This is a genomic window from Abditibacteriota bacterium, from assembly GCA_017552965.1.
GTDB lineage: Bacteria > Armatimonadota > UBA5829 > UBA5829 > UBA5829 > RGIG7931.
In genome coordinates, this window is sequence record JAFZNQ010000138.1 from 1 (window position 1) to 19,794 (window position 19,794).

Sequence of the window (19,794 nt, forward strand, 5' to 3'; positions counted from 1 at the left end):
ACGGTGGACTTCAAGAACACCATCATCATCATGACCAGCAACCTGGGCAGCGACATCATCAGAGAGCACGACTACGACAGAGACTTTGAGAAGATCAAGACCCTGCTGACCGAGCTGCTGCTCCGCAGCTTCAAGCCCGAGTTCATCAACCGTATTGACGAGCTGCTCTTCTTCAGGAGCCTGGCCAAGGAGCACATCCGCAGGATATGCGCTCTGCAGCTGCGCTACCTGCAGGAGCGGGTGGCCTCCAGAGGCCTCACTCTGGAATTTGACGATGCCGCCATGGACAAGCTAAGCGACATGGGCTATGACGGCGAGTTCGGCGCCAGGCCTCTCAAGAGGACCATCCAAAGGGAGATACAGGATCCGCTGGCCATGAAGCTGCTGGACGGCGAATTCAGACCCCAGGACAGGATCCGGTGCGGGGTCAGGGAGGACAGCTTCGTATTTGAAAAAGCGTAAGCATCCACCGGGGCGGAAACGCCCCGGCTTTTTTTGCGGGTTTGTGTTCCGGGCCCATATGTGATATAATATCGGTAAGAATACTACAAGGAGAGCAGGATATGCCTTCACAAAACGCTGTATTGCGCACCCGTCTGGGAGAGCTCAGGAGCCTGGTCATCACCGACGCAAGGGATATAGAGGGCTGGGATTGCGAGAACGCCCTGTACAAGGACTTTGGAAAATACGAATATCTCGGGAACAAACGTACCGTCAATATAGGAGACGTATGGGCGAAAGCCGGTCAGACCGCCTTTTTCTCCACCCGGGTCAGGATACCCGACGAGTGGGAGGGGAGCTACGTGGCCTTTGAATTCCTGGCTTCCGGCGAGGGGCTTTTGTCCGTGGACGGCCAGCCCTTCTCGGGCATAGACGACAACCGGGGCTACGTGCGTCTGGCGGAAAAGGCCGAGGCCGGCAGGGAATACCTGCTGGAGATAGAGATCAAGACCGGAGGCTATCACGAATATCTGCCCCGGGATGAGCGTATGCCCTTCGTGCTGCGCTCCAGCCGCATGTACGTCATAGACAAGGAAACGGAGGCGGCGGGCTTTGACTTTCTGGTGCCCTTCGAGGTGGCCTCCGCCCTGGAGGACGAGCTGCTCAAAAACGCCGTCTATGACGTGCTGGCCCGGTGCTTCCATATGGTGGACTTTACCAAAAAGGGCGACAGGGCATATCTCCGGTCCGCCCTGGCCGAGGCCCGCGCCGCTCTGGCAAAGGAGCTGGCGGCCATAGATTTTCACCGGGCCCTGGGCGAGGCTGTTTACACCGGCCATTCCCATATAGACGTGGCCTGGCTGTGGCCTCTCAAGGAATCCATGAGAAAGGTGGGGCGCACCTATTCCACCGTCACCAGCCTCATGGACGAATTTCCGGAATACTATTTCAACTGCTCTCAGGTGCCCCTGTACCTCTATCTGAAGCAGCACTTCCCCTCGGTGTACAAGAAAGTGAAGGCCCGGGTCAAAGAGGGCCGGTTTGAGCCCATAGGCGGCACCTGGGTGGAAAACGACACCAATCTGCTGTCGGGAGAGAGCCTGGTCCGCCAGTGCCTCTACGGCCAGCGGTTCTTTATGAAGGAGTTCGGCAAAAAGGTCCGGGTAGGGTGGCTGCCCGACGTGTTCGGCTACTCCTACAGTCTGCCCCAGATATACAAAAAGGCGGGCATAGACTACTTCATGACCACCAAGCTCACCTGGAACGACACCAACCCCTTCCCCTGGAAGGTGTTCAAGTGGGAGGGCATAGACGGCTCCCGCCTGAAGTGCTTCCTGTCCAATACCTACGTGGACAATCTGGACTTTCCCGGCCATTACAGGACCGTAGTCAAGAACTATCCCGACAAGCTCACCGAGCCGGACTATCTGGCCGTGTACGGCTTCGGGGACGGAGGCGGCGGCCCCACCAGATTCAATCTGGAGAAGATACGCCGTCTGTCCAACGCTCCCGGCTTCCCCCGGGCCCGCACAGGCACCGCGGAGAGCTTTTTTACCGACTCGGTGGAAAAGGCTTCGGACCGGCTCCCCGTCTGGAACGGCGAGCTGTATTTTGAATACCACAGGGGCACCTACACCTCTCAGGCCAACAACAAGAAGAACAACCGCAGGTGCGAGATAGCCCTGAGGAACGCCGAGATACTGTGCTCCATGGCCAAAAAATGCGGCTTCGCCTATCCCAAGAAGGACCTGACCTCCATGTGGGAGACCGTGCTGCTCAATCATTTCCACGACATCATACCCGGCTCCAGCATCCGGGAGGTGTACCGGGAGTCCGGCGAGCAGTATAGCGCCGTGCTGAAAAAGGCTGACAAGCTCACCCGCAAGGCAGCCCGGTTCATAGCCGATTCCATCGGCGTGGGCAAGGACCAGCTGGTGGTGTTCAACCTGCTGAGCCATCTGAGGACCGACGCCATAGAGATCAAGGGAGCCCCCTTCGGGCTGCAGGCCTTTGACAGCGACGGCTCGCCTCTCCCCAGCCAGTACGAGTCCGACACTCTGGTCATAGAGGTGCCCGACGTGCCTCCCATGGGCTTCAAGCTGATCACCCTCAAAAAGGGCAAGCCGGACAAAAAGCACGACTTTTCCTTCCTTTCCGGCCGGCTGAACACCCCCTTCTTTGAGATAGTGTTCAACGAGGACGGCACCATAGGCAGGATCTGGGACGCGGAGGCCGAGAGAGACGTGCTCCGCGAAAACGCCAGAGCCAACCTGCTGCAGGTCTTTGAGGACAAGCCCACCGCCTACGACGCCTGGGAGATAGAGCCCACTTACAAGGAGAGGTCCGACGAGTTCCGGCTGGTGTCCGGACCCAATCTGGTGTTTGCGGGCCCCGTCCGCTGCGTCCTCCGCAGCAAATACGCCTACGGCCAGAGCAGCATCACCCAGGATATGATCCTGTGGACCGACCGGGGCACCATCGACTTCCGGACCTCCGTCAGCTGGCACGAGCGCAACACTCTGCTGAAGACCGCCTTCCCGGTGGACGTGCGCAGCAACAGGGCTTCCTACGAGATAGCCTACGGCACCATCGAGAGGAGCACCAACAGCAACACCACCTGGGAGCAGGCCCAGTTCGAGGTGTCCGGGCACAGGTTCGCCGACCTGTCGGAGACCGGCTTCGGAGTCAGCATCCTCAACGACTGCAAATACGGCTGGGACATCAAGGGCAGCGACATGAGGCTCAGCCTGCTGAGGGCCCCCACCAGCCCGGACCCCGAGGCGGACCAGGGAGAGCACAGCTTTACCTACAGCCTGTTCCCCCACACGGACGACTGTCTCTTTGACACGGTCCTCTACGCCCACGAGCTCAACAACCCCCTGCTGTTTGAGGGAGGAGTGGCTGCCGAAGACGCGCCGGCGACCTACGGCTGCTTTGCCGAGGTGCTGACGGGCAACGCCATCATTGACTGCATCAAGGAGGCGGAGGACGACCCCGGCGCCTATATACTCAGGCTCTACGAGCCCTACGGGGCCAGAGGCGAGGTGAGGGTGGCCTTTGACGACCCCCTGATCTACTGCTGCGAGACGGACCTGCTGGAGGAGACCTGCGGCGGCGCCGAGCTGGACGAGGAGGACTGCCTGTCCTTTGTCATCAGGCCCTATGAGATACGCACCTTCAAGGTGATGTTCCGCCGGGAAGACGGGGAAGAATAGATTTTTTCCCGCGGGCCCTTGATTTATGCGGGCAAATCCTATATAATATCTTTATGACAGCGCTTTCCGGGCGTATTGGCGTATGCCCGGATACACGCGCATAATTTGGAGGAATCAATATGGCTGATCTTAACAAATTGGCTGAAGGGATCATTTCGGGCAGAGTGCCCGTTGTAGTCGAACTTACCAAGGAAGCGCTGGCGGAGGGCATTACCCCCGACCGGATCCTGAACGAAGGTCTGGTAGCCGGCATGAACGTAGTGGGCGAGAAGTTCAAGGCCAACGAATTCTACGTCCCCGAGGTCCTCATAGCGGCCCGGGCCATGCAGAACGCCATGAACATACTGAAGCCCGAATTGCAGAAGGCGGGCGTGGAGAGCAAGGGCACTGTGGCCATAGGCACCGTCAAGGGCGACCTCCACGACATAGGCAAGAATCTGGTGGCCATGATGATGGAAGGCGCCGGCTTTGAGATCATGGATCTGGGCGTGGACGTAAAGCCCGAGCAGTTCGTGGAAGCCGTGCAGAAGGGCGCAAACATCATATGTATGTCCGCGCTGCTGACCACCACCATGCCTTCCATGCTGGAGACCATCGACGCTCTCAAGGAGGCCAACCTCCGGGAGAACGCCAAGGTCATGGTGGGAGGCGCTCCCGTGACCCAGTCCTACTGCGACGAGATAGGAGCCGACAGCTACGCTGCCGACGCCGCCACCGCCGTGGACAAGGCCAAGGAGCTGCTGAACGTAGCTTAATACATCGACTCACAGCCGCCGGCATATATCCCGGCGGCTTTTTTTGATATATTACGGAGAATATACTATGGATATGCTCTGCCGCATCCGGCTCCTGGCGCTGCTGCTGCTGGCCCTTGCTCTGCCCGCCTTTTCTCTGGATATCACCGAGGCGGAAGGGATATACACCGTGACGGCCGCAGGCTACACGGCCCGCCTGTCGGCGCCGAAGCTGCTCTTTTCCCTGCAGACAGAGGGCAGGGAGCTGCTCTCGGAGGGGACGGCTTCCTGGCTCCAGAATACCTGGGCCCCGGTCACCGTCTCCCGGGAGGGGAACAGTCTGGTGTGCGTGAAAAAGGATTTTGGCCGGGCGGTCTATGACTTCGGGGAAGACAGGATCAGAGTGTCCGTCGTCAACGACACCCGGGACACCCTGCGCTACAGCACGGTACTGGCCGACGGCTATGACGCCGTGGTCCTTGCCGGGGGCCTGAAGGCCTATCCCGTCACCGAGGCCCGGGAGAGCCGGGTCCGCTTCAATACGGGCAGGCAGGCTCTGGAATTTTCCGGCGATATGCTGGTCACCGGCCCGGAGGGCAGGGGGCAGCTCATAGAGCTCTTTACCCCGGCGGGCAGGACCGGGACCCTGGAGATAGCCCCTGCCCGGGCCGGCGCCGGCGAAGAGGAGGAGGCGGCCCGCCTGCGGCAGCCCGCCCTGTATTTTGACCGGGATGAGGACATCAGCCTGTATTCTCCCCGGGAGTGGCAGGTGTTTCAGCGCCGCACCCGGGCCCGGGGTGAGATAGTCATTTCCGGACGGGTCCGGGTCCCCTGCGACCGGCTGGAATACTCCCTCACCGGCACCAATTTTGCCGGCCACAGGCTGTCCGGGAAGCCGGAGCCCATCCCCCTGGCTCCCGACGGCAGCTTCAGCCTGAAGGCCGAGACGGCCTCCGGGGGCTGGTACCGCCTGTCCCTCACGGCCCGCAAGGGCGGCGCCGTCACGGGACGGAAGGAGATCGAAAGGACGGGAGTAGGGGAGATCATAGTGTCCTCCGGCCAGTCCAACTCCACCAACCGGGCCGCCGTGCGGATGCATTCCCGGCTGCAGATGGCTGCCGCCACCGACGGCACGGAGTGGCGGCTCTGCGACGACCCCATGCCCGGCCAGCACGACAGCTTTGACGGCCATCAGGGAGGTAGCCTGTATCCTCCTCTCGGAGACTATCTCTACGAAGCCCTGCGCGTGCCCATAGCCTTTGCTTCCACGGGTCACGGGGGCATGGAGGCCAAATACTGGCTCCCCGGCAGTGAGCTGTATTCCTGGATGACGGACAGGCTCCGCCAGCTGGGGAAGGGGGGCTTCCGCTGCGTCATCTGGCACCAGGGCGAGTCGGAGCAGTTCGCGGACACCACCGCCGACGAATACTACGACACCATGGCCCTCATCATCCGGGCTTCCGTGTGCGACGCGGGCTGGCAGTTCCCCTGGTTCGTGGCCAAGGCCTCCCTCATGTCTGCGGACACGGGCATGTACGAGCCCGTGCGGCAGGCCCAGCAGCGGCTGTGGGACACGGGAGTGGCTCTGGCGGGGCCGGACACGGACACCCTGGTGGGGGACTACAGAGAATACGACGGCAAGGGAGCCCACTTCACTCCCTCGGGTCTGGAAGCCCACGCCAGGCTCTGGTCCTATATCCTGGCGGATCACATCCGCCGGCAGCCCTAAAATACGATAAATTGGTCTGTGATTATTGCTTTTTGTTTTTGAAAACTGATATAATTTAATTGGTATGTCATAAGTACCGATTCAGCATATATATAATCCAAACAAGGAGTTTGTTTATGAGTTGTGCATGTGCATTAGACGACCCTGATGGGATCAAAGCGTTTGTGGGCTCCCTTGTCGCCGAACACGGCAAGGACAGACACCATCTGATCCCCATCCTGCAGGCTATACAGAGTCTGTATAACTACCTGCCCAAAGAGCTGCTGCTGGAAGTTTCCGCCCAGACAGGCATCCCTCTCTCCAACATCTACGGCGTTGCCACCTTTTACGCCTTCTTCTCCCTGGACCCCAAGGGAAAGAACATGATCAAGGTCTGCAACGGCACCGCCTGCCACGTCCGGAACAACAAGCCCATCATCGAAGCTGCTCTGAAGGTCTGCAACATCCCCGAAGGCGGCATCACCTCCGAGGACAGACTCTTTTCTGTCGAAAAGGTCAATTGTCTCGGCGCCTGCGGACTCGCTCCCGCAGTGGTAGTCAACGGCAAGGTGTACGGGCACGTCACTCCCGACAAGATCACTGCTTTGATAAACGAACTTAAAGCCAAGGAGGAAGCATAATGGCCGACCCCAAGATTAACATCGTAGCCGATCTCGAAAGCCTGCGGGACAAGGTTTCGGCAGCGCGCAATGCGGAAAAGATCCGCATATCCCTGTGTATGGGCAACGGCTGTCTGGCCGCCGGCGCCGGCGAAGTATATACCGCCCTCAAGGATTCTCTTGCCAAGCACGGTATCGCCACCAAGTCCGACCTGTTTGACGAAGGCGTCAAGGACAACATCAACTACACCCATACCGGCTGCCAGGGCATGTGCCAGCACGGCCCCCTGCTTCAGATAGACCCCGACAACGACTCGGACAAGGGCATCACCTACATGAAGGTCACCGTGGACGACGTCGATGAGATAGTAGAAAAGACCGTCATGAAGGGCGAGGTGATAGACAGACTGCTCCACACCGACGCCAACGGCAAGAGCTACAAGAATTACAAGGACATCCCCTTCTATCAGCTCCAGACCTTTGTCACCATGAAGGACTGCGGCCGCATCAATCCCCACGATATACGCGAATATATAGGCATCGGCGGCTATCTGGGTCTGGCCAACGCTCTCCGCTCCACTCCCGCCGACGTGATCAAGACCATGACCGACTCCGGCCTCAAGGGCCGCGGCGGCGGCGGCTTCCCCACCGGCGTGAAGTGGAACTTCTGCGCCAAGGAGACGGAGCCCAAGAAATACGTGGTCTGCAACGGTGACGAGGGCGACCCCGGCGCCTTTATGGACGACGCCATTATGGAAGGCAGCCCCCACTCCATCCTGGAGGGTATGATCATAGCCGGCTTCGCCATAGGAGCCGACGAAGGCTGGATCTACGTGAGAGCCGAGTATCCCCACGCCGTCAAGAGCCTGGGCATCGCCATCGAAGAAGCCAGAAAGTACGGGCTCCTGGGCGACAACATCCTGGGCAGCGGCATGAAGTTTGACATACACATCAAGGAAGGCGCCGGCGCTTTCGTCTGCGGCGAAGAGACCGCTCTGCTGGCCTCCATCGAGGGCAAGCGCGGTATGCCTCGCCCCAAGCCTCCTTTCCCTGCCCATTCCGGTCTGTTTGGCAAGCCCACCATCATCAACAACGTGGAGACTTTTGCCAACGTGCCCAAGATCATGCTGCTGGGCGCCGATGAATTCAAGAAGAACGGCGTCGAGGGCTCCTACGGCACCAAGACCTTCTCCATCACCGGCGACATCGTGAACTCCGGTCTGATCGAAGTGCCCATGGGCACCAAGATGAGCGACATAGTGTACAAGATCGGCGGCGGCGTCCTCAACAACGCCAAGCTGAAGGCCGTCCAGGTGGGCGGACCCTCCGGCGGCTGCGTGCCTGCCGACAAGGCCGACGTGTCCATGGACTATGATTCCGTCAAGGCTGTGGGCGCCATCGTGGGCTCCGGCGGTCTGGTAGTCATGTCCGAGACAGCCTGTATGGTGGACGTAGCCAAGTACTTCATGACCTTCACTCAGTCCGAATCCTGCGGCAAGTGTACCATGTGCCGCGAGGGGACCAAGAGAATGCTGGAGATCCTCACCAAGATCTGCGACGGCAAGGGTGAGGACGGAGATATCGAGACTCTCGAAGAGCTGGCCAAGGCCGTATCCGACGGTTCGCTGTGCGCTCTGGGCAAGACTGCCCCCAACCCCGTACTCTCTACTCTGAGATATTTCAGAAACGAATACGAAGCGCATATCTATGACAAGAAATGTCCCGCCGGCAAGTGCACCGCCTTCAAGACTTATCACATCATACCCGACAAGTGCAAGGGCTGCTCCCTCTGCTCCAAGAAGTGCCCCGTGGGCGCTATCAGCGGCGAGCTGAAAAAGCCCTTCGTCATCGACAGCGAAAAGTGCATCAAGTGCGGCGTATGCGCGGCCACCTGCAAGTTCGGCGCTATTGAGTTCTGACGAGGAGAATACTTATGAGTGGAACAATTACTATCAACAATCAGCCGGTAGCTTTTGACAAAGAAAAAAGCCTTCTGGAAGTCATAACCAACGCAGGTATCGACCTGCATACTCTCTGCTACAACAAGCAGCTGGCCCCCTTCGGCGCCTGCCGCATGTGCATAGTGGAAAACGAAAAGGGCATGCTGATGACTGCCTGCACCACCGCCCCGGCGGACGGCATGATCATCAAGACCCACACCCCCAGAGTGAACCGCATCCGCAAGATGGCTCTGGAGCTGATACTGGGCAACCATCCCTCCGAATGCCAGACCTGCGACAAGTCGGGTCACTGCCGGCTGCAGGATGCCGCCAACGCCTACGGCGTGGACAAGATCCGCTTCAAGAAGCCCGAAAAGGATCCCAAGGTGGACAACTTCGGTCCTTCCCTGATCCGTGACAACAACAAGTGCGTGCTCTGCGGCAACTGCGTCCGGGTGTGCGAGGAGATCCAGGGCGTCAAGGCCATCAGCTTTGCCGGCCGCGGCTCCAACTCCAAGATCGCCTGCGCCTTTGACGCGCCTCTTGCAGAGTCCACCTGTATCAACTGCGGTCAGTGTCTGGCCGTGTGCCCCACCGGCGCCATCACTCCTCTGGATCAGACTGCTCTGGTGAAGGAAGCCATCGCCGACGAGAACAAGATCGTGGTGTTCCAGTTCGCTCCTTCCGTCCGGGCCGCCCTCACCGAAGAGTACGGCATCGACACTGCTCCCAAGGCCATGGCCAAGGCTGCCACCGCCCTGAAGATGATGGGCGTGGACTACGTGTTCGATACCAACTGGTCCGCCGACCTCACCATCTGGGAAGAGGCCACCGAGTTCCTGGGCCGCGTGAAGAAGGGCGAGAGACTGCCTCTCTTCACCAGCTGCTGCCCCGCCTGGATCAAGTACTGCGAGGAGTTCTATCCCGAGTTCCTTCAGAACCTGTCCACCTGCAAGAGCCCTCAGGGCATGCTCAGCGCCTACGTGAAGAAGTATCTGGCCGAGGATCTGGATCTGGATATGACCGGCAAGCAGTTCTACGTGGTCAGCGTGATGCCCTGTACTGCCAAGAAGTATGAGGCCTCCAGAAAGCAGCTGGTCACCAAGGACGGCGAGCGGGAGACCGACGTGGTCCTCACCAGCCAGGAAGTCATCAAGCTCTTCAGAGAGTACGGCTTCAATCTGGCCGATATGGCCGAGACCCAGCTGGACAATCCTCTCAGCCAGTACACCGGCGGCGGCGTGATATTCGGCGTGTCCGGCGGCGTGGCCGAAGCCGTGGTCCGCTTTGTCATGAATGACGGCGGCGTGGTCGAGGCCTGCAGAGGCACTCAGGAGCTGAAGGAGATCGATCTGGACTACAAGGGTATCACCGTGAAGGTAGCCATCGTCAACGGCATGGACAACGCGGGCAAGCTCATCGAGTCCATCAAGTCCGGTGAGAAGGAATACACCATCATCGAAGTCATGTGTTGCCGCGGCGGCTGCATCGGCGGCGGCGGACAGCCCGTGCCCAACGAGATGGCTCAGAGAGAGCTGAGAAAGGACACCATCTACAACGCAGACGTCCTGGCTGCTCTCAAGAACCCTGCCGACAACCCCGACGTGAAGGCCATCTACGAGCGCCATCTGGGAGAGCCCAATTCCCATGCCGCTCACGAGATACTCCACACCAGCTACGAAGCGAGAAACAAGGTCACCGGCCGGTGGCCCGAGGAAGAATAACGTTCGAACGCGGGGCCCTTTGCGGGTCCCGTGCTCTTTTTTTTACGGTCCCCCTCTTTTGTCCGAAGGTTTTGACGCTCCCGGAGCGTCTTAGTTATGATACGAATTTTACTATGGAGAATATTATGAAGAAAATATGCCTATCATGTTTTCTGTTTTTGCTGTGCCTGGCCTCCTGCCTGGCTCAGGAAAACGCGCCGGCGGGTCCTTTTTCCCTGGACGAGTGCATCGCCATGGCCTGCGTGGTCAATCCGGACCTGGCCATAGCCCGCAACAATCTGGAGTCCTCCGGGACCAACGTGACCCGGGCGCTCAGCCAGTATTTTCCACAGCTCTCCCTGTCCAACGACACCTTTGAGATAGCCGAGAAGAAGCACAGGACCATGGACAAGGGCACCACCCTGTCCGCCTCTCTGAAGCTCTTTGACATGGGCCTCAGGGAGCTGAACCTCAGCGCCGCCAGGTCCTCCAGGGAGCAGCAGCAGCAAAACTACTACCGCACCCTGCAGACAGTGGTCTTCAACGTGAGCCGGGCCTACTACAATCTGCTGAAGAACCGTGAGCTCCTGGAGGTATCCCGGAGCGCCGTGGAGTATTATGAGCAGCTGGAAAAGGAGACCGAGGCTCAGATAGAGCAGGGGGTCGCCGCGCCGGTGGACATCCTGTCCATCCAGTCCCAGCTGGCCAACTCCCGGGTGTCTCTGCTCACCGGTCAGAGCAACGCGAAGGAAGCCCTGAACGATCTGCAGAACACCATAGGCCTCCCCATCACCGAAGGCTTTGACGTCAAGGGCGGCGCCCCGGAGGACGACCGGGAGCTGGAGTCTCTCGAAGAGTATATCCGGCTGGCCCTTGACCACCGGTCCGACCTGACCGCTCAGGACCACGCCGTCAATGCTGCCGAGACGGACAAGAAGATCGCCCAGAGGGAATATCTGCCCAAGCTGGACGTGACCGGCTCCTACAACCGGTATTTTGACCGGGACCGGCTCTACACGAGTGACGCCCGGATCATGGGGACCATCAGCCTCAACATATTTGACGGCTTTTCCCGGGAAGCCACGGTGAAGGCCAGAAAGCTGTCCCTGGACAACGCCAGGATCACCAGGGAGGACCTGGTCAACGACATCACTCATGCCGTCACCTCCCTCTACAGCGACATACTCATAGCCAGGGACCAGATCGAGGCCAGCAAGGCAGGTCTGGAGGCAGCCCGCAAGAACAGAGAGGTCCAGACCGAAAAGTATTCCGCCGACATGGCTACCAATCTGGACATCCTCAACGCTCAGATGCAGCTGGACACCGCTCTCTCCAACAGCATCAACTCCAAATACAACTACAAGATAGATCTCATAGAGATGGACTATCAGACAGGCACGATAGGCATTATAGGAGCCGAGCAGAATGAAAAAGAAGAATAGAAAGCCTCTCATCATACGTATAGTGATCGCAGTCCTCGTCATAGGGCTCTTGACAGGTTTTTGGGTGTATAAAAACAAGAAGAAGTCCCAGCCCGTCCCCGTTTACGGCAAGGTGACGAGGCAGACCATCGTCAACAGCGTGTCCTGCGACGGCGTCATCACTCCCGTGACCACGGTGGAGATCAAGTCCAACGTGGGCGGTACCATAGTCAAGCTCCACGCCGACGAGGGCGACTACGTGCGGCAGGGCCAGCTGCTGGCCGAGATAGACCCGGTGGACGTGCTCACGGCTCTGGAAAAGGAAAAGAATTCCCTCACCAGCGCCAAGGCCAGGCTCTCCTCTGCCGAAAACAATCTGGCCATCTCCGAGAAGAGCGTCTATGCCGATCTGGAGTCCGCCAGGGAAAACGTCAGGAGCGCCGAGGCCCGTCTGGCCCAGGCCAAAAAGGAAGCCCAGCTGCAGCCCGCTCTCAGCAAAAACGAGATAGATACGGCCCGGGCCAATCTGGACACGGCCAAGTCGGACCTGGAGCAGCTGAAGACCTCCTCCTCCGCCACCAGAAAGGCGTCGGCCAAGAGCAGCTACGAGAGCGCCAAGGCCTCCTTTGACCAGGCGGCGAACAAATACGAGAGGAACAAGGGCCTGCTGGAAAAGGGCTACATCTCCAGGCAGGACTTTGACACCATCGAGCAGGCCTATCTGTCCGCCAAGGCTTCCTGCGAAAACGCCAGGGTAGCCTACGATGAGATCAACAACCAGCTCTCCGAAGACATCCGGGTCGCCGAGAACCGGGTCACCCAGGCTCAGAAGTCCTATGACACGGCTGTCAAAAACAAGGCCCAGGTAGAGATCAAGAACCAGGCTGTCATTTCCGCCGAGGCTTCTCTCAATCAGGCCAGGGCTTCTCTGGTCACCGCCCAGGCCAATCTGAAGAATATAGATTCCCGCCGTTCGGACGTGACCGACGCCAGGGCCAGCGTGTCTTCCGCCGAGTCTTCGGTGTATAACGCCGAGACCAACTACAACTACACGAAGATCACCGCCCCCCGCTCCGGCATCATCACCAAGAAGTGGACGGAAGAGGGCTCCATCATCATGGCCGGTAAAGCCTCCACCGCGGGCTCCAGCTCCGGCGTAGTCATCTTTGAGATAGCCGACACCACCAAGATGATGGTCTCCGTGGACGTGGACGAGACGGACATCAGCCAGATCACCATGGGCATGTACGTGGATATAGCCGTGGACGCCTTCCCCGACGAAAAGTTTTCCGGCACTGTGTCGCGCATAGCGGCTTCCGCCGAGACCAATTCCGGCGTCACCACGGTCCCCGTGGAGGTCACCATCAACGAAGCCAATACCAAGATAAAGCCGGAGATGAACGCCTCCTGCGAATTCATAGTGCAGAAGAGCGAGAACGTGCTGGCTCTCCCCGAGGACTACATCCAGACCAACTTTGACGGCACCACCGCCGTGATGGTCATGGAGGGCAAAAAGCCCGTGCAGAAGAAGGTGGAGCTGGGTATCTTCGGCGACGACATGGTAGAGATCAAGTCGGGCGTCACGGAAGGCGAGCAGGTAGTGATGCCCAAGAGCCTCGAGGTGCAGAAAACGCCCAGGAGAGGCATGGGAGGACCTCCTATGTAGAGGCGAACAGCCGATACGGGGATAAAAATATGATCAAGGTCAAAGATATACAAAAAACCTATTATACCGGCGGGGAGCCCCTCCACGTGCTGAAGCACATCACCATGGAGATAGGCGCGGGAGAGTTCGTGGCCATCATGGGCCCCTCCGGCTCCGGCAAGTCCACCTTTATGAACATTCTGGGCTGCCTGGACAGGCCCACCTCCGGCCTGTACGAGCTGGACGGCGTCAACGTGGAGAACATGACCGACGACGAGCTGGCGGAGGTCCGCAGCGCCAAGATAGGCTTCGTGTTCCAGAGCTACAACCTCATAGCCAAGATGACGGCGGTGGAGCAGGTGATGGTGCCCATGCAGTACAAGTCCGGCAGCCGGCCCGACGAGGAAAAGGCCATCGAGAGCCTGAAAAGAGTGGGGCTGGGGGAAAGGCTGTATCACAAGCCTTCCGAAATGTCCGGCGGCCAGCAGCAGCGGGTCGCCATAGCCCGCAGCATCATCAACTCTCCCGTGGTGCTCTTTGCCGACGAGCCTACGGGCAATCTGGACACCCGCACCACCGAGGAGATCCTGGCCTTTTTCCAGGAGCTCCACAAGGAAGGCAAGACCATACTGATAGTCACCCACGAAGACGACGTGGCCAAGCACACAGACCGCATCATCCGCTTCAAGGACGGCAGGCTGGTGAGCGACGAAAAGGTGACGGACCAGATAAGCGCCGTCGATGTGCTGAAGGATCTGCCCGTGGAGGAAGAGGACTGACAATATGAATATAGGCGACAGCTTCAAGACCGCTTTTGCCAGCATCAGAAACAACAAGATGCGGTCTTTTCTCACCATGCTGGGCGTCATTATAGGCGTGGGCTCGGTGATCAGCATGATGAGCATCTCCAACAGCTCCAAGCAGGCCACCCTGAACCGCATCCAGTCCATGGGTTCCAACAAGATCACCCTCCGGGCCGGCGTTATGGGTATGAGGGGCGGCGGCGCCAATTCCGTGGCCCTGAAGCGGGAGGACGCCGAGCGTCTGAAGCACAAGTGCCCGGGCATAGACAAGATCACCTGCGAGGTCAGCGAGTCCGCCCAGATCAAGTATCTCAACAACAACGCCAGCGTCAATATCAACGGCGTGGACCCGGATTACGCCGAGATCAACTCCTACACCGTGACCCACGGCAGGTTTATCTCGGACAGAGACGTGAGCTCCTCGGCGAGAGTGTGCGTCATAGGCACCACCACCAACAAGAACATCTTCAACGGAGCCAACCCCATAGGCAAGGAGCTGACCATCAAGGGCACCAAGTTTACGGTGGTGGGCCTGCTGAAGGAAAAGGGCGGCGGCGGCTTTTTTGACCCGGACGATATAGTCATGGTGCCCATCACCACGGCCATGAAAAGGCTCTTCGGCGTGGATACGGTGAGAAGCATCACCATGCAGGCCAAAAACCAGGCCGCCATCAACGGCATCATAGATGACGCCACCAAGGTCATGCGCAAGCGCCACAAGCTCAGGGAGGGAGAGGACAACGACTTCTCCATCCAGAACCAGGCGGATTTTCTGGAGATGGTCAACGAGACCAACAAGACCTTTTCCATACTGCTGTTGTGCATAGCCTCCATCTCCCTGGTGGTAGGCGGCATAGGCATCATGAACATCATGCTGGTGTCCGTCACGGAGCGCACCAGAGAGATAGGCATACGCAAGGCTCTGGGAGCCAAGCAGTCGGACATCCGCAACCAGTTTCTCATCGAGTCCATCACCCTGTCCGTCAGCGGAGGACTCCTGGGGGTCCTGCTGGGAGTGGCCTTTTCCTTCATCTTCGTCACCAAGATGAACGAGGGCGGGGGACCGGGTATATCCGTCCAGTCCATACTGCTGAGCTTCGTGTTTGCCGCGGTGGTGGGCATCTTCTTCGGGTGGTATCCCGCCCGGCAGGCCTCGCGCCTGGATCCCATCGTGGCCCTCAGATACGAATAAGACCCCGCTATTCCGGAGAGACGCCCCGTCTCTCCGGAATATCCGAAAAATCTTCTCCTGCCCCCTTGACACCCCTTCCCGCGTTTTGGTATAATAATAAAGGTCAGTGTCTGGCTGTACTTTTGTTTGTATTAAAAAGCTACAGAGTATTCTTGTAAGGCAAGAAGAAGCGTTTGACACCCGATATTGCTTTTAGTGATATTTTGTCAAGTCAGCTTTCGTGTGCCACGAAGGCTTTTTTTATGGCTTAGATGATCTGACACACTATTATTTTTCAAGGAGACAGCTTATGCCAACCATAAGCCAGTTAGTTCGCAAAGGAAGAACTCCTATCAAGAAGAAGACCAAGGCTCCTGCGCTGAAGGGCAATCCTCAGAAGCGCGGCGTCTGCCTGGTAGTCCGTACCGAGACCCCCAAGAAGCCCAATTCCGCTCTGCGGAAAGTGGCCAGGGTCAGACTCACCAACGGTACCGAGGTCACCACTTACATCCCCGGTATCGGCCACAACCTGCAGGAGCACTCCGTGGTCCTGATCAGAGGCGGCAGAGTCAAGGACCTCCCGGGCGTCCGCTATCACGTGGTCCGGGGCACTCTGGACACAGCGGGCACCTCGGACAGGATGCAGTCCCGTTCCAAGTACGGTACCAAGAAGCCTAAGTAATCGAAAGGAGTAAGAAAATGCCAAGAAAAGGACCAGCAAAGAAAAGAGAGATAATGCCTGATCCGGTGTACGGAGATCAGCTCTTGAGCCGCCTCATCAACAGAGTCATGCTGGACGGCAAGAAGAGCGTGGCCGAGAAGATAGTGTACGGCGCGCTGAAGATCGCCGAAGAAAAGACAGGCAAGTCCGGTCTGGAGATATTCAACGCGGCTATGGACAATGTGAAGCCCGCCGTTGAGGTCCGCCCCCGCAGAGTCGGCGGCGCCACCTACCAGGTCCCCGGCGAAGTCCGCCCCGAGCGGCAGATATCCCTGGCTCTCAGATGGATCGTGGGCAATTCCAGAAAGAAGGGCGGCTTCCGCACCATGACCGAAAAGCTCGCCAGCGAGCTGATGGATGCAGCCAACAACACCGGAGCCTCGGTGAAGAAGAGAGAAGACACCTACAAGATGGCCGAAGCCAACAAGGCCTTCGCCCACTACAGGTGGTAAGTATATATTTATTTGTTTTGACAGCGCGGCTGTCAAGCTGACAGGAGCAGTTTTTTGACCGGCAGAGAATACCCTTTGGAGAGAACACGGAATATAGGCATCGCGGCTCACATAGACGCAGGCAAGACCACCACGTCCGAGCGCATCCTGTATTATTGCGGCCGTATCCGCAACACCGTGGAAGTCCACGAGGGAGGCGCCACCATGGACTTTATGGAGCAGGAGCAGGAGAGGGGCATCACCATCACCTCCGCTTCCACCACAGTCTTCTGGAAGGACCACCGCATCAATCTCATCGATACTCCCGGGCACGTGGATTTTACCGTAGAGGTGGAGCGGAGCCTCAGAGTCCTGGACGGAGTTGTGGCAGTATTCTGCGCCGTGGGCGGCGTGCAGCCCCAGTCGGAAACTGTGTGGAGACAGGCCAACAAATACAAGGTCCCCAAGATCGCCTTTGTCAACAAGATGGACCGGGTGGGCGCGGACTTTTTCGGCGTAGTCTCCAAGATCAGGGAGCGTCTCGGCGCCAACGCCGTGGCCATGCAGATACCCATGGGCTCCGAAGAGAGCTTCATAGGCGTCATCGACCTGGCGGCCATGAAGGCCGTCATATATGAAGAAGGCGCCACCGACGGCAAGGAGTTCCGGGTGACGGAGGTGCCGGCGGAGTACCTGGCTCAGGCCGAGGAATACAGGCAGGAGCTGGTGGAAAAGGCTGCCGAGTGCGACGAAGACCTGATGGAAAAGTTTGTCATGGAGGAGCCCGTCAGCGCCGACGACATCAAAAAAGCGGTGCGCAAGGGGACCATCAGCCTGGAGCTGGTGCCCGTGTTCTGCGGCTCCGCCTTCCGCAACAAGGGCGTGCAGCCCCTGCTGGACGGCGTGGTGGACTATCTGCCCTCGCCTCTGGACGTGGAGGCCATCAGGGCCACCGACGTCAAGACCGGCGAAGAGGTGGAGCTGGAGGTGTCCGACGACGCCCCCTTTGCCGCCCTGGCCTTCAAGATCATGACGGACCCCTACGTGGGCAAGCTCACCTTTTTCCGGGTGTATTCCGGAGTGCTGGAGAAGGGCGTCGCCGTCTATAATGCGAACCGCCGGAAGAAGCAGCGCATCAACCGCATGGTGCGTATGCACGCCAACCACAGAGAAGAAGTGGAGCGGGTGTATGCCGGCGAGATAGCCGCTGCGGTGGGCCTGGAGGACACCACCACCGGAGAGACCCTGTGCCAGGAAGGACATCTGGTGCTGCTGGAAAACATAGATTTTCCCGAGCCGGTCATCTCCATCGCCATCGAGCCCAGGACCAAGGCCGATCAGGACAAAATGGGCCTGGCGCTCTCGAAGCTGGCTGCGGAGGACCCTTCCTTCAAGACCTTCACGGATCAGGAGTCGGGCCAGACCATCATAGCCGGCATGGGCGAGCTGCACCTGGAAGTCATCATGGACCGCCTGTTCAGGGAGTTCAAGGTGGAGGCCAACAGCGGCAAGCCTCAGGTGTCCTACAGAGAGACCATCACCAAGGCCTCCCGGTCGGACTACAAATATGCCAAGCAGACCGGCGGCAAGGGCCAGTACGGCCACGTCATACTGGAGATAGAGCCTCTGGAGCCCGGACAGGGCTTCGAGTTCGTTGACAAGGTGACGGGCGGCGACATACCCAGGGAATACATGGGGGCCGTGGAAGCCGGTATCAGAAGCGCCCTGGAGCAGGGCACAGTGGCAGGCTACCCGCTGGTGGACGTACGGGCCACCGTCACAGGCGGCTCATATCACGAAGTGGACTCCTCGGAGGCGGCCTTCAAGATAGCCGCGTCCATGGCTATGAGGGAAGCCGTGAGAAAAGCCTCTCCCATAGTGCTGGAGCCCATCATGCTGGTGGAGATCGACACTCCCGACGACTATCTGGGAGACATCATCGGCGACATGAACAGCCGCCGGGGCAAGATCATCAGCATGGAAGCCGTTCAGGGCAAGGCATCCCAGCTGCGGGCCGAAGCGCCTCTGGCAGCCATGTTCGGCTACGCCACCACCCTGAGGGGCATGAGCCAGGGCAGGGCCACCTTTACCATGGAGCCCAGCCATTACAGCCAGGTCCCCCCGGAGGTGTCCCGGCAGCTCTTCGGAGCATAACACAGTATACAAACAGATACATGGAATGTGAGTCGATTATTCCCGCTGTGTCTTTGTAAAGGGTCGGACTGAGACCCGGGCCTTCGGGCCCTAAGGCAGCCTTTGTCTCACGCAAAGAATGCCACAGCCAATTTTATGCCTATAGTTTTATGGAGGAAAAAATGGCTAAAGAAAAATTTGAGAGAACGAAGCCCCATATCAACATCGGTACCATCGGTCACGTTGACCATGGCAAGACCACACTGACCGCTGCCATGACCGCAGTGCTGTCCACCAAGGGCTGGGCCAAGTATCAGCCTTATGACAAGATCGACTCCGCTCCCGAAGAAAGAGAGCGCGGCGTGACCATCAACATCTATCATGCCGAATACGAGACTGCCAACCGGCACTACGCTCACGTTGACTGCCCGGGCCACGCCGACTACATCAAGAACATGATCACCGGCGCGGCGCAGATGGACGGCGCGATCCTGGTTGTGTCCGCCCCCGACGGCCCGATGCCCCAGACCCGCGAGCACATCCTGCTGGCCCGCCAGGTCGGCGTTCCCTACATCGTTGTGTTCATGAACAAGACGGACATGATGGACGACGAAGAGCTGCTGGAGCTGGTCGAGATGGAAATCCGCGAACTGCTGAGCAGCTATGACTTCCCGGGCGACGACATCCCGATCATCAAGGGATCCGCTCTGAAGACCCTGGAGTACCTGCAGAACGGCGGCACCGACGTGGACAACGCTCCCGAGTGCAAATGCATCTGGGAACTGATGGACGCGGTCGACAGCTATATTCCGGAACCGGAACGCGCGACCGACCAGCCCTTCCTGATGCCCGTTGAAGACGTGTTCTCCATTTCCGGCCGCGGCACCGTGGCCACCGGCCGTGTCGAGCGCGGCACCGTGAAGGTGTCCGATGCCGTAGACATCGTCGGCCTGATGGACGAACCCCGCCACACGGTTGTTACCGGTGTTGAAATGTTCCACAAGCTGCTGGACCAGGCGGAAGCCGGTGACAACATCGGCGCGCTGCTGCGTGGTATCCAGAGGAACGAAGTCGAGCGCGGCCAGGTTCTGGCGAAGCCCGGCAGCAT

General features: G+C 58.9%; 15 protein-coding genes. All 15 read left to right on the forward strand.

From position 1 onward, the window contains the following. Positions 1-462, forward strand: a 462-nt coding sequence (locus IK083_11130) for an AAA family ATPase (protein ID MBR4750106.1), incomplete at its 5' end; no start/stop codon positions are given. Between the two features lie 101 nt (positions 463-563). Then, complete coding sequence (locus tag IK083_11135) at positions 564-3,656, forward strand: alpha-mannosidase (GenBank protein ID MBR4750107.1); 3,093 nt, start codon at positions 564-566, stop codon at positions 3,654-3,656. Between the two features lie 119 nt (positions 3,657-3,775). Next, complete coding sequence (locus IK083_11140) at positions 3,776-4,411, forward strand: corrinoid protein (protein MBR4750108.1); 636 nt, start codon at positions 3,776-3,778, stop codon at positions 4,409-4,411. 67 nt (positions 4,412-4,478) lie between these two features. After that, positions 4,479-6,119 (forward strand): hypothetical protein, encoded by a 1,641-nt coding sequence (locus IK083_11145; protein ID MBR4750109.1) that lies wholly within the window; start codon positions 4,479-4,481, stop codon positions 6,117-6,119. A gap of 116 nt (positions 6,120-6,235) precedes the next feature. Next, the gene (locus IK083_11150; protein MBR4750110.1) at positions 6,236-6,739 is read left to right on the forward strand and encodes an NAD(P)H-dependent oxidoreductase subunit E; all 504 of its coding nucleotides are present in this window, start codon (positions 6,236-6,238) and stop codon (positions 6,737-6,739) included. Then, positions 6,739-8,637, forward strand: a complete 1,899-nt coding sequence (locus tag IK083_11155) for an NADH-quinone oxidoreductase subunit NuoF (protein ID MBR4750111.1) — start codon at positions 6,739-6,741, stop codon at positions 8,635-8,637. The genes IK083_11150 and IK083_11155 overlap by 1 nt, the downstream gene beginning before the upstream one ends. Positions 8,638-8,651: 14 nt before the next feature. Next, positions 8,652-10,382, forward strand: coding sequence for a [FeFe] hydrogenase, group A (locus IK083_11160; GenBank protein ID MBR4750112.1), 1,731 nt, complete (start codon positions 8,652-8,654; stop codon positions 10,380-10,382). A gap of 125 nt (positions 10,383-10,507) precedes the next feature. After that, entirely contained in the window at positions 10,508-11,803 is a 1,296-nt protein-coding gene (locus IK083_11165) for a TolC family protein (GenBank protein ID MBR4750113.1), read from the forward strand. Then, positions 11,787-13,448, forward strand: a complete 1,662-nt coding sequence (locus IK083_11170) for an efflux RND transporter periplasmic adaptor subunit (GenBank protein MBR4750114.1) — start codon at positions 11,787-11,789, stop codon at positions 13,446-13,448. Before IK083_11165 ends, IK083_11170 begins: the two co-directional genes overlap by 17 nt. Before the next feature lie 29 nt (positions 13,449-13,477). Beyond that, positions 13,478-14,206 (forward strand): ABC transporter ATP-binding protein, encoded by a 729-nt coding sequence (locus IK083_11175; GenBank protein MBR4750115.1) that lies wholly within the window; start codon positions 13,478-13,480, stop codon positions 14,204-14,206. Between the two features lie 4 nt (positions 14,207-14,210). Beyond that, positions 14,211-15,422, forward strand: coding sequence for an ABC transporter permease (locus tag IK083_11180; protein ID MBR4750116.1), 1,212 nt, complete (start codon positions 14,211-14,213; stop codon positions 15,420-15,422). Between the two features lie 289 nt (positions 15,423-15,711). Continuing rightward, entirely contained in the window at positions 15,712-16,083 is a 372-nt protein-coding gene (gene rpsL / locus IK083_11185; GenBank protein ID MBR4750117.1) for a 30S ribosomal protein S12, read from the forward strand. A 17-nt stretch (positions 16,084-16,100) separates the two neighbouring features. Beyond that, on the forward strand, positions 16,101-16,574 hold the full coding sequence (gene rpsG / locus IK083_11190; GenBank protein ID MBR4750118.1) for a 30S ribosomal protein S7: 474 nt from the start codon (positions 16,101-16,103) through the stop codon (positions 16,572-16,574). A gap of 54 nt (positions 16,575-16,628) precedes the next feature. Beyond that, on the forward strand, positions 16,629-18,707 hold the full coding sequence (gene fusA / locus IK083_11195; GenBank protein MBR4750119.1) for an elongation factor G: 2,079 nt from the start codon (positions 16,629-16,631) through the stop codon (positions 18,705-18,707). Between the two features lie 161 nt (positions 18,708-18,868). After that, positions 18,869-19,794 (forward strand): elongation factor Tu (gene tuf, locus IK083_11200; protein ID MBR4750120.1); only part of this gene is annotated, 926 nt, incomplete at its 3' end.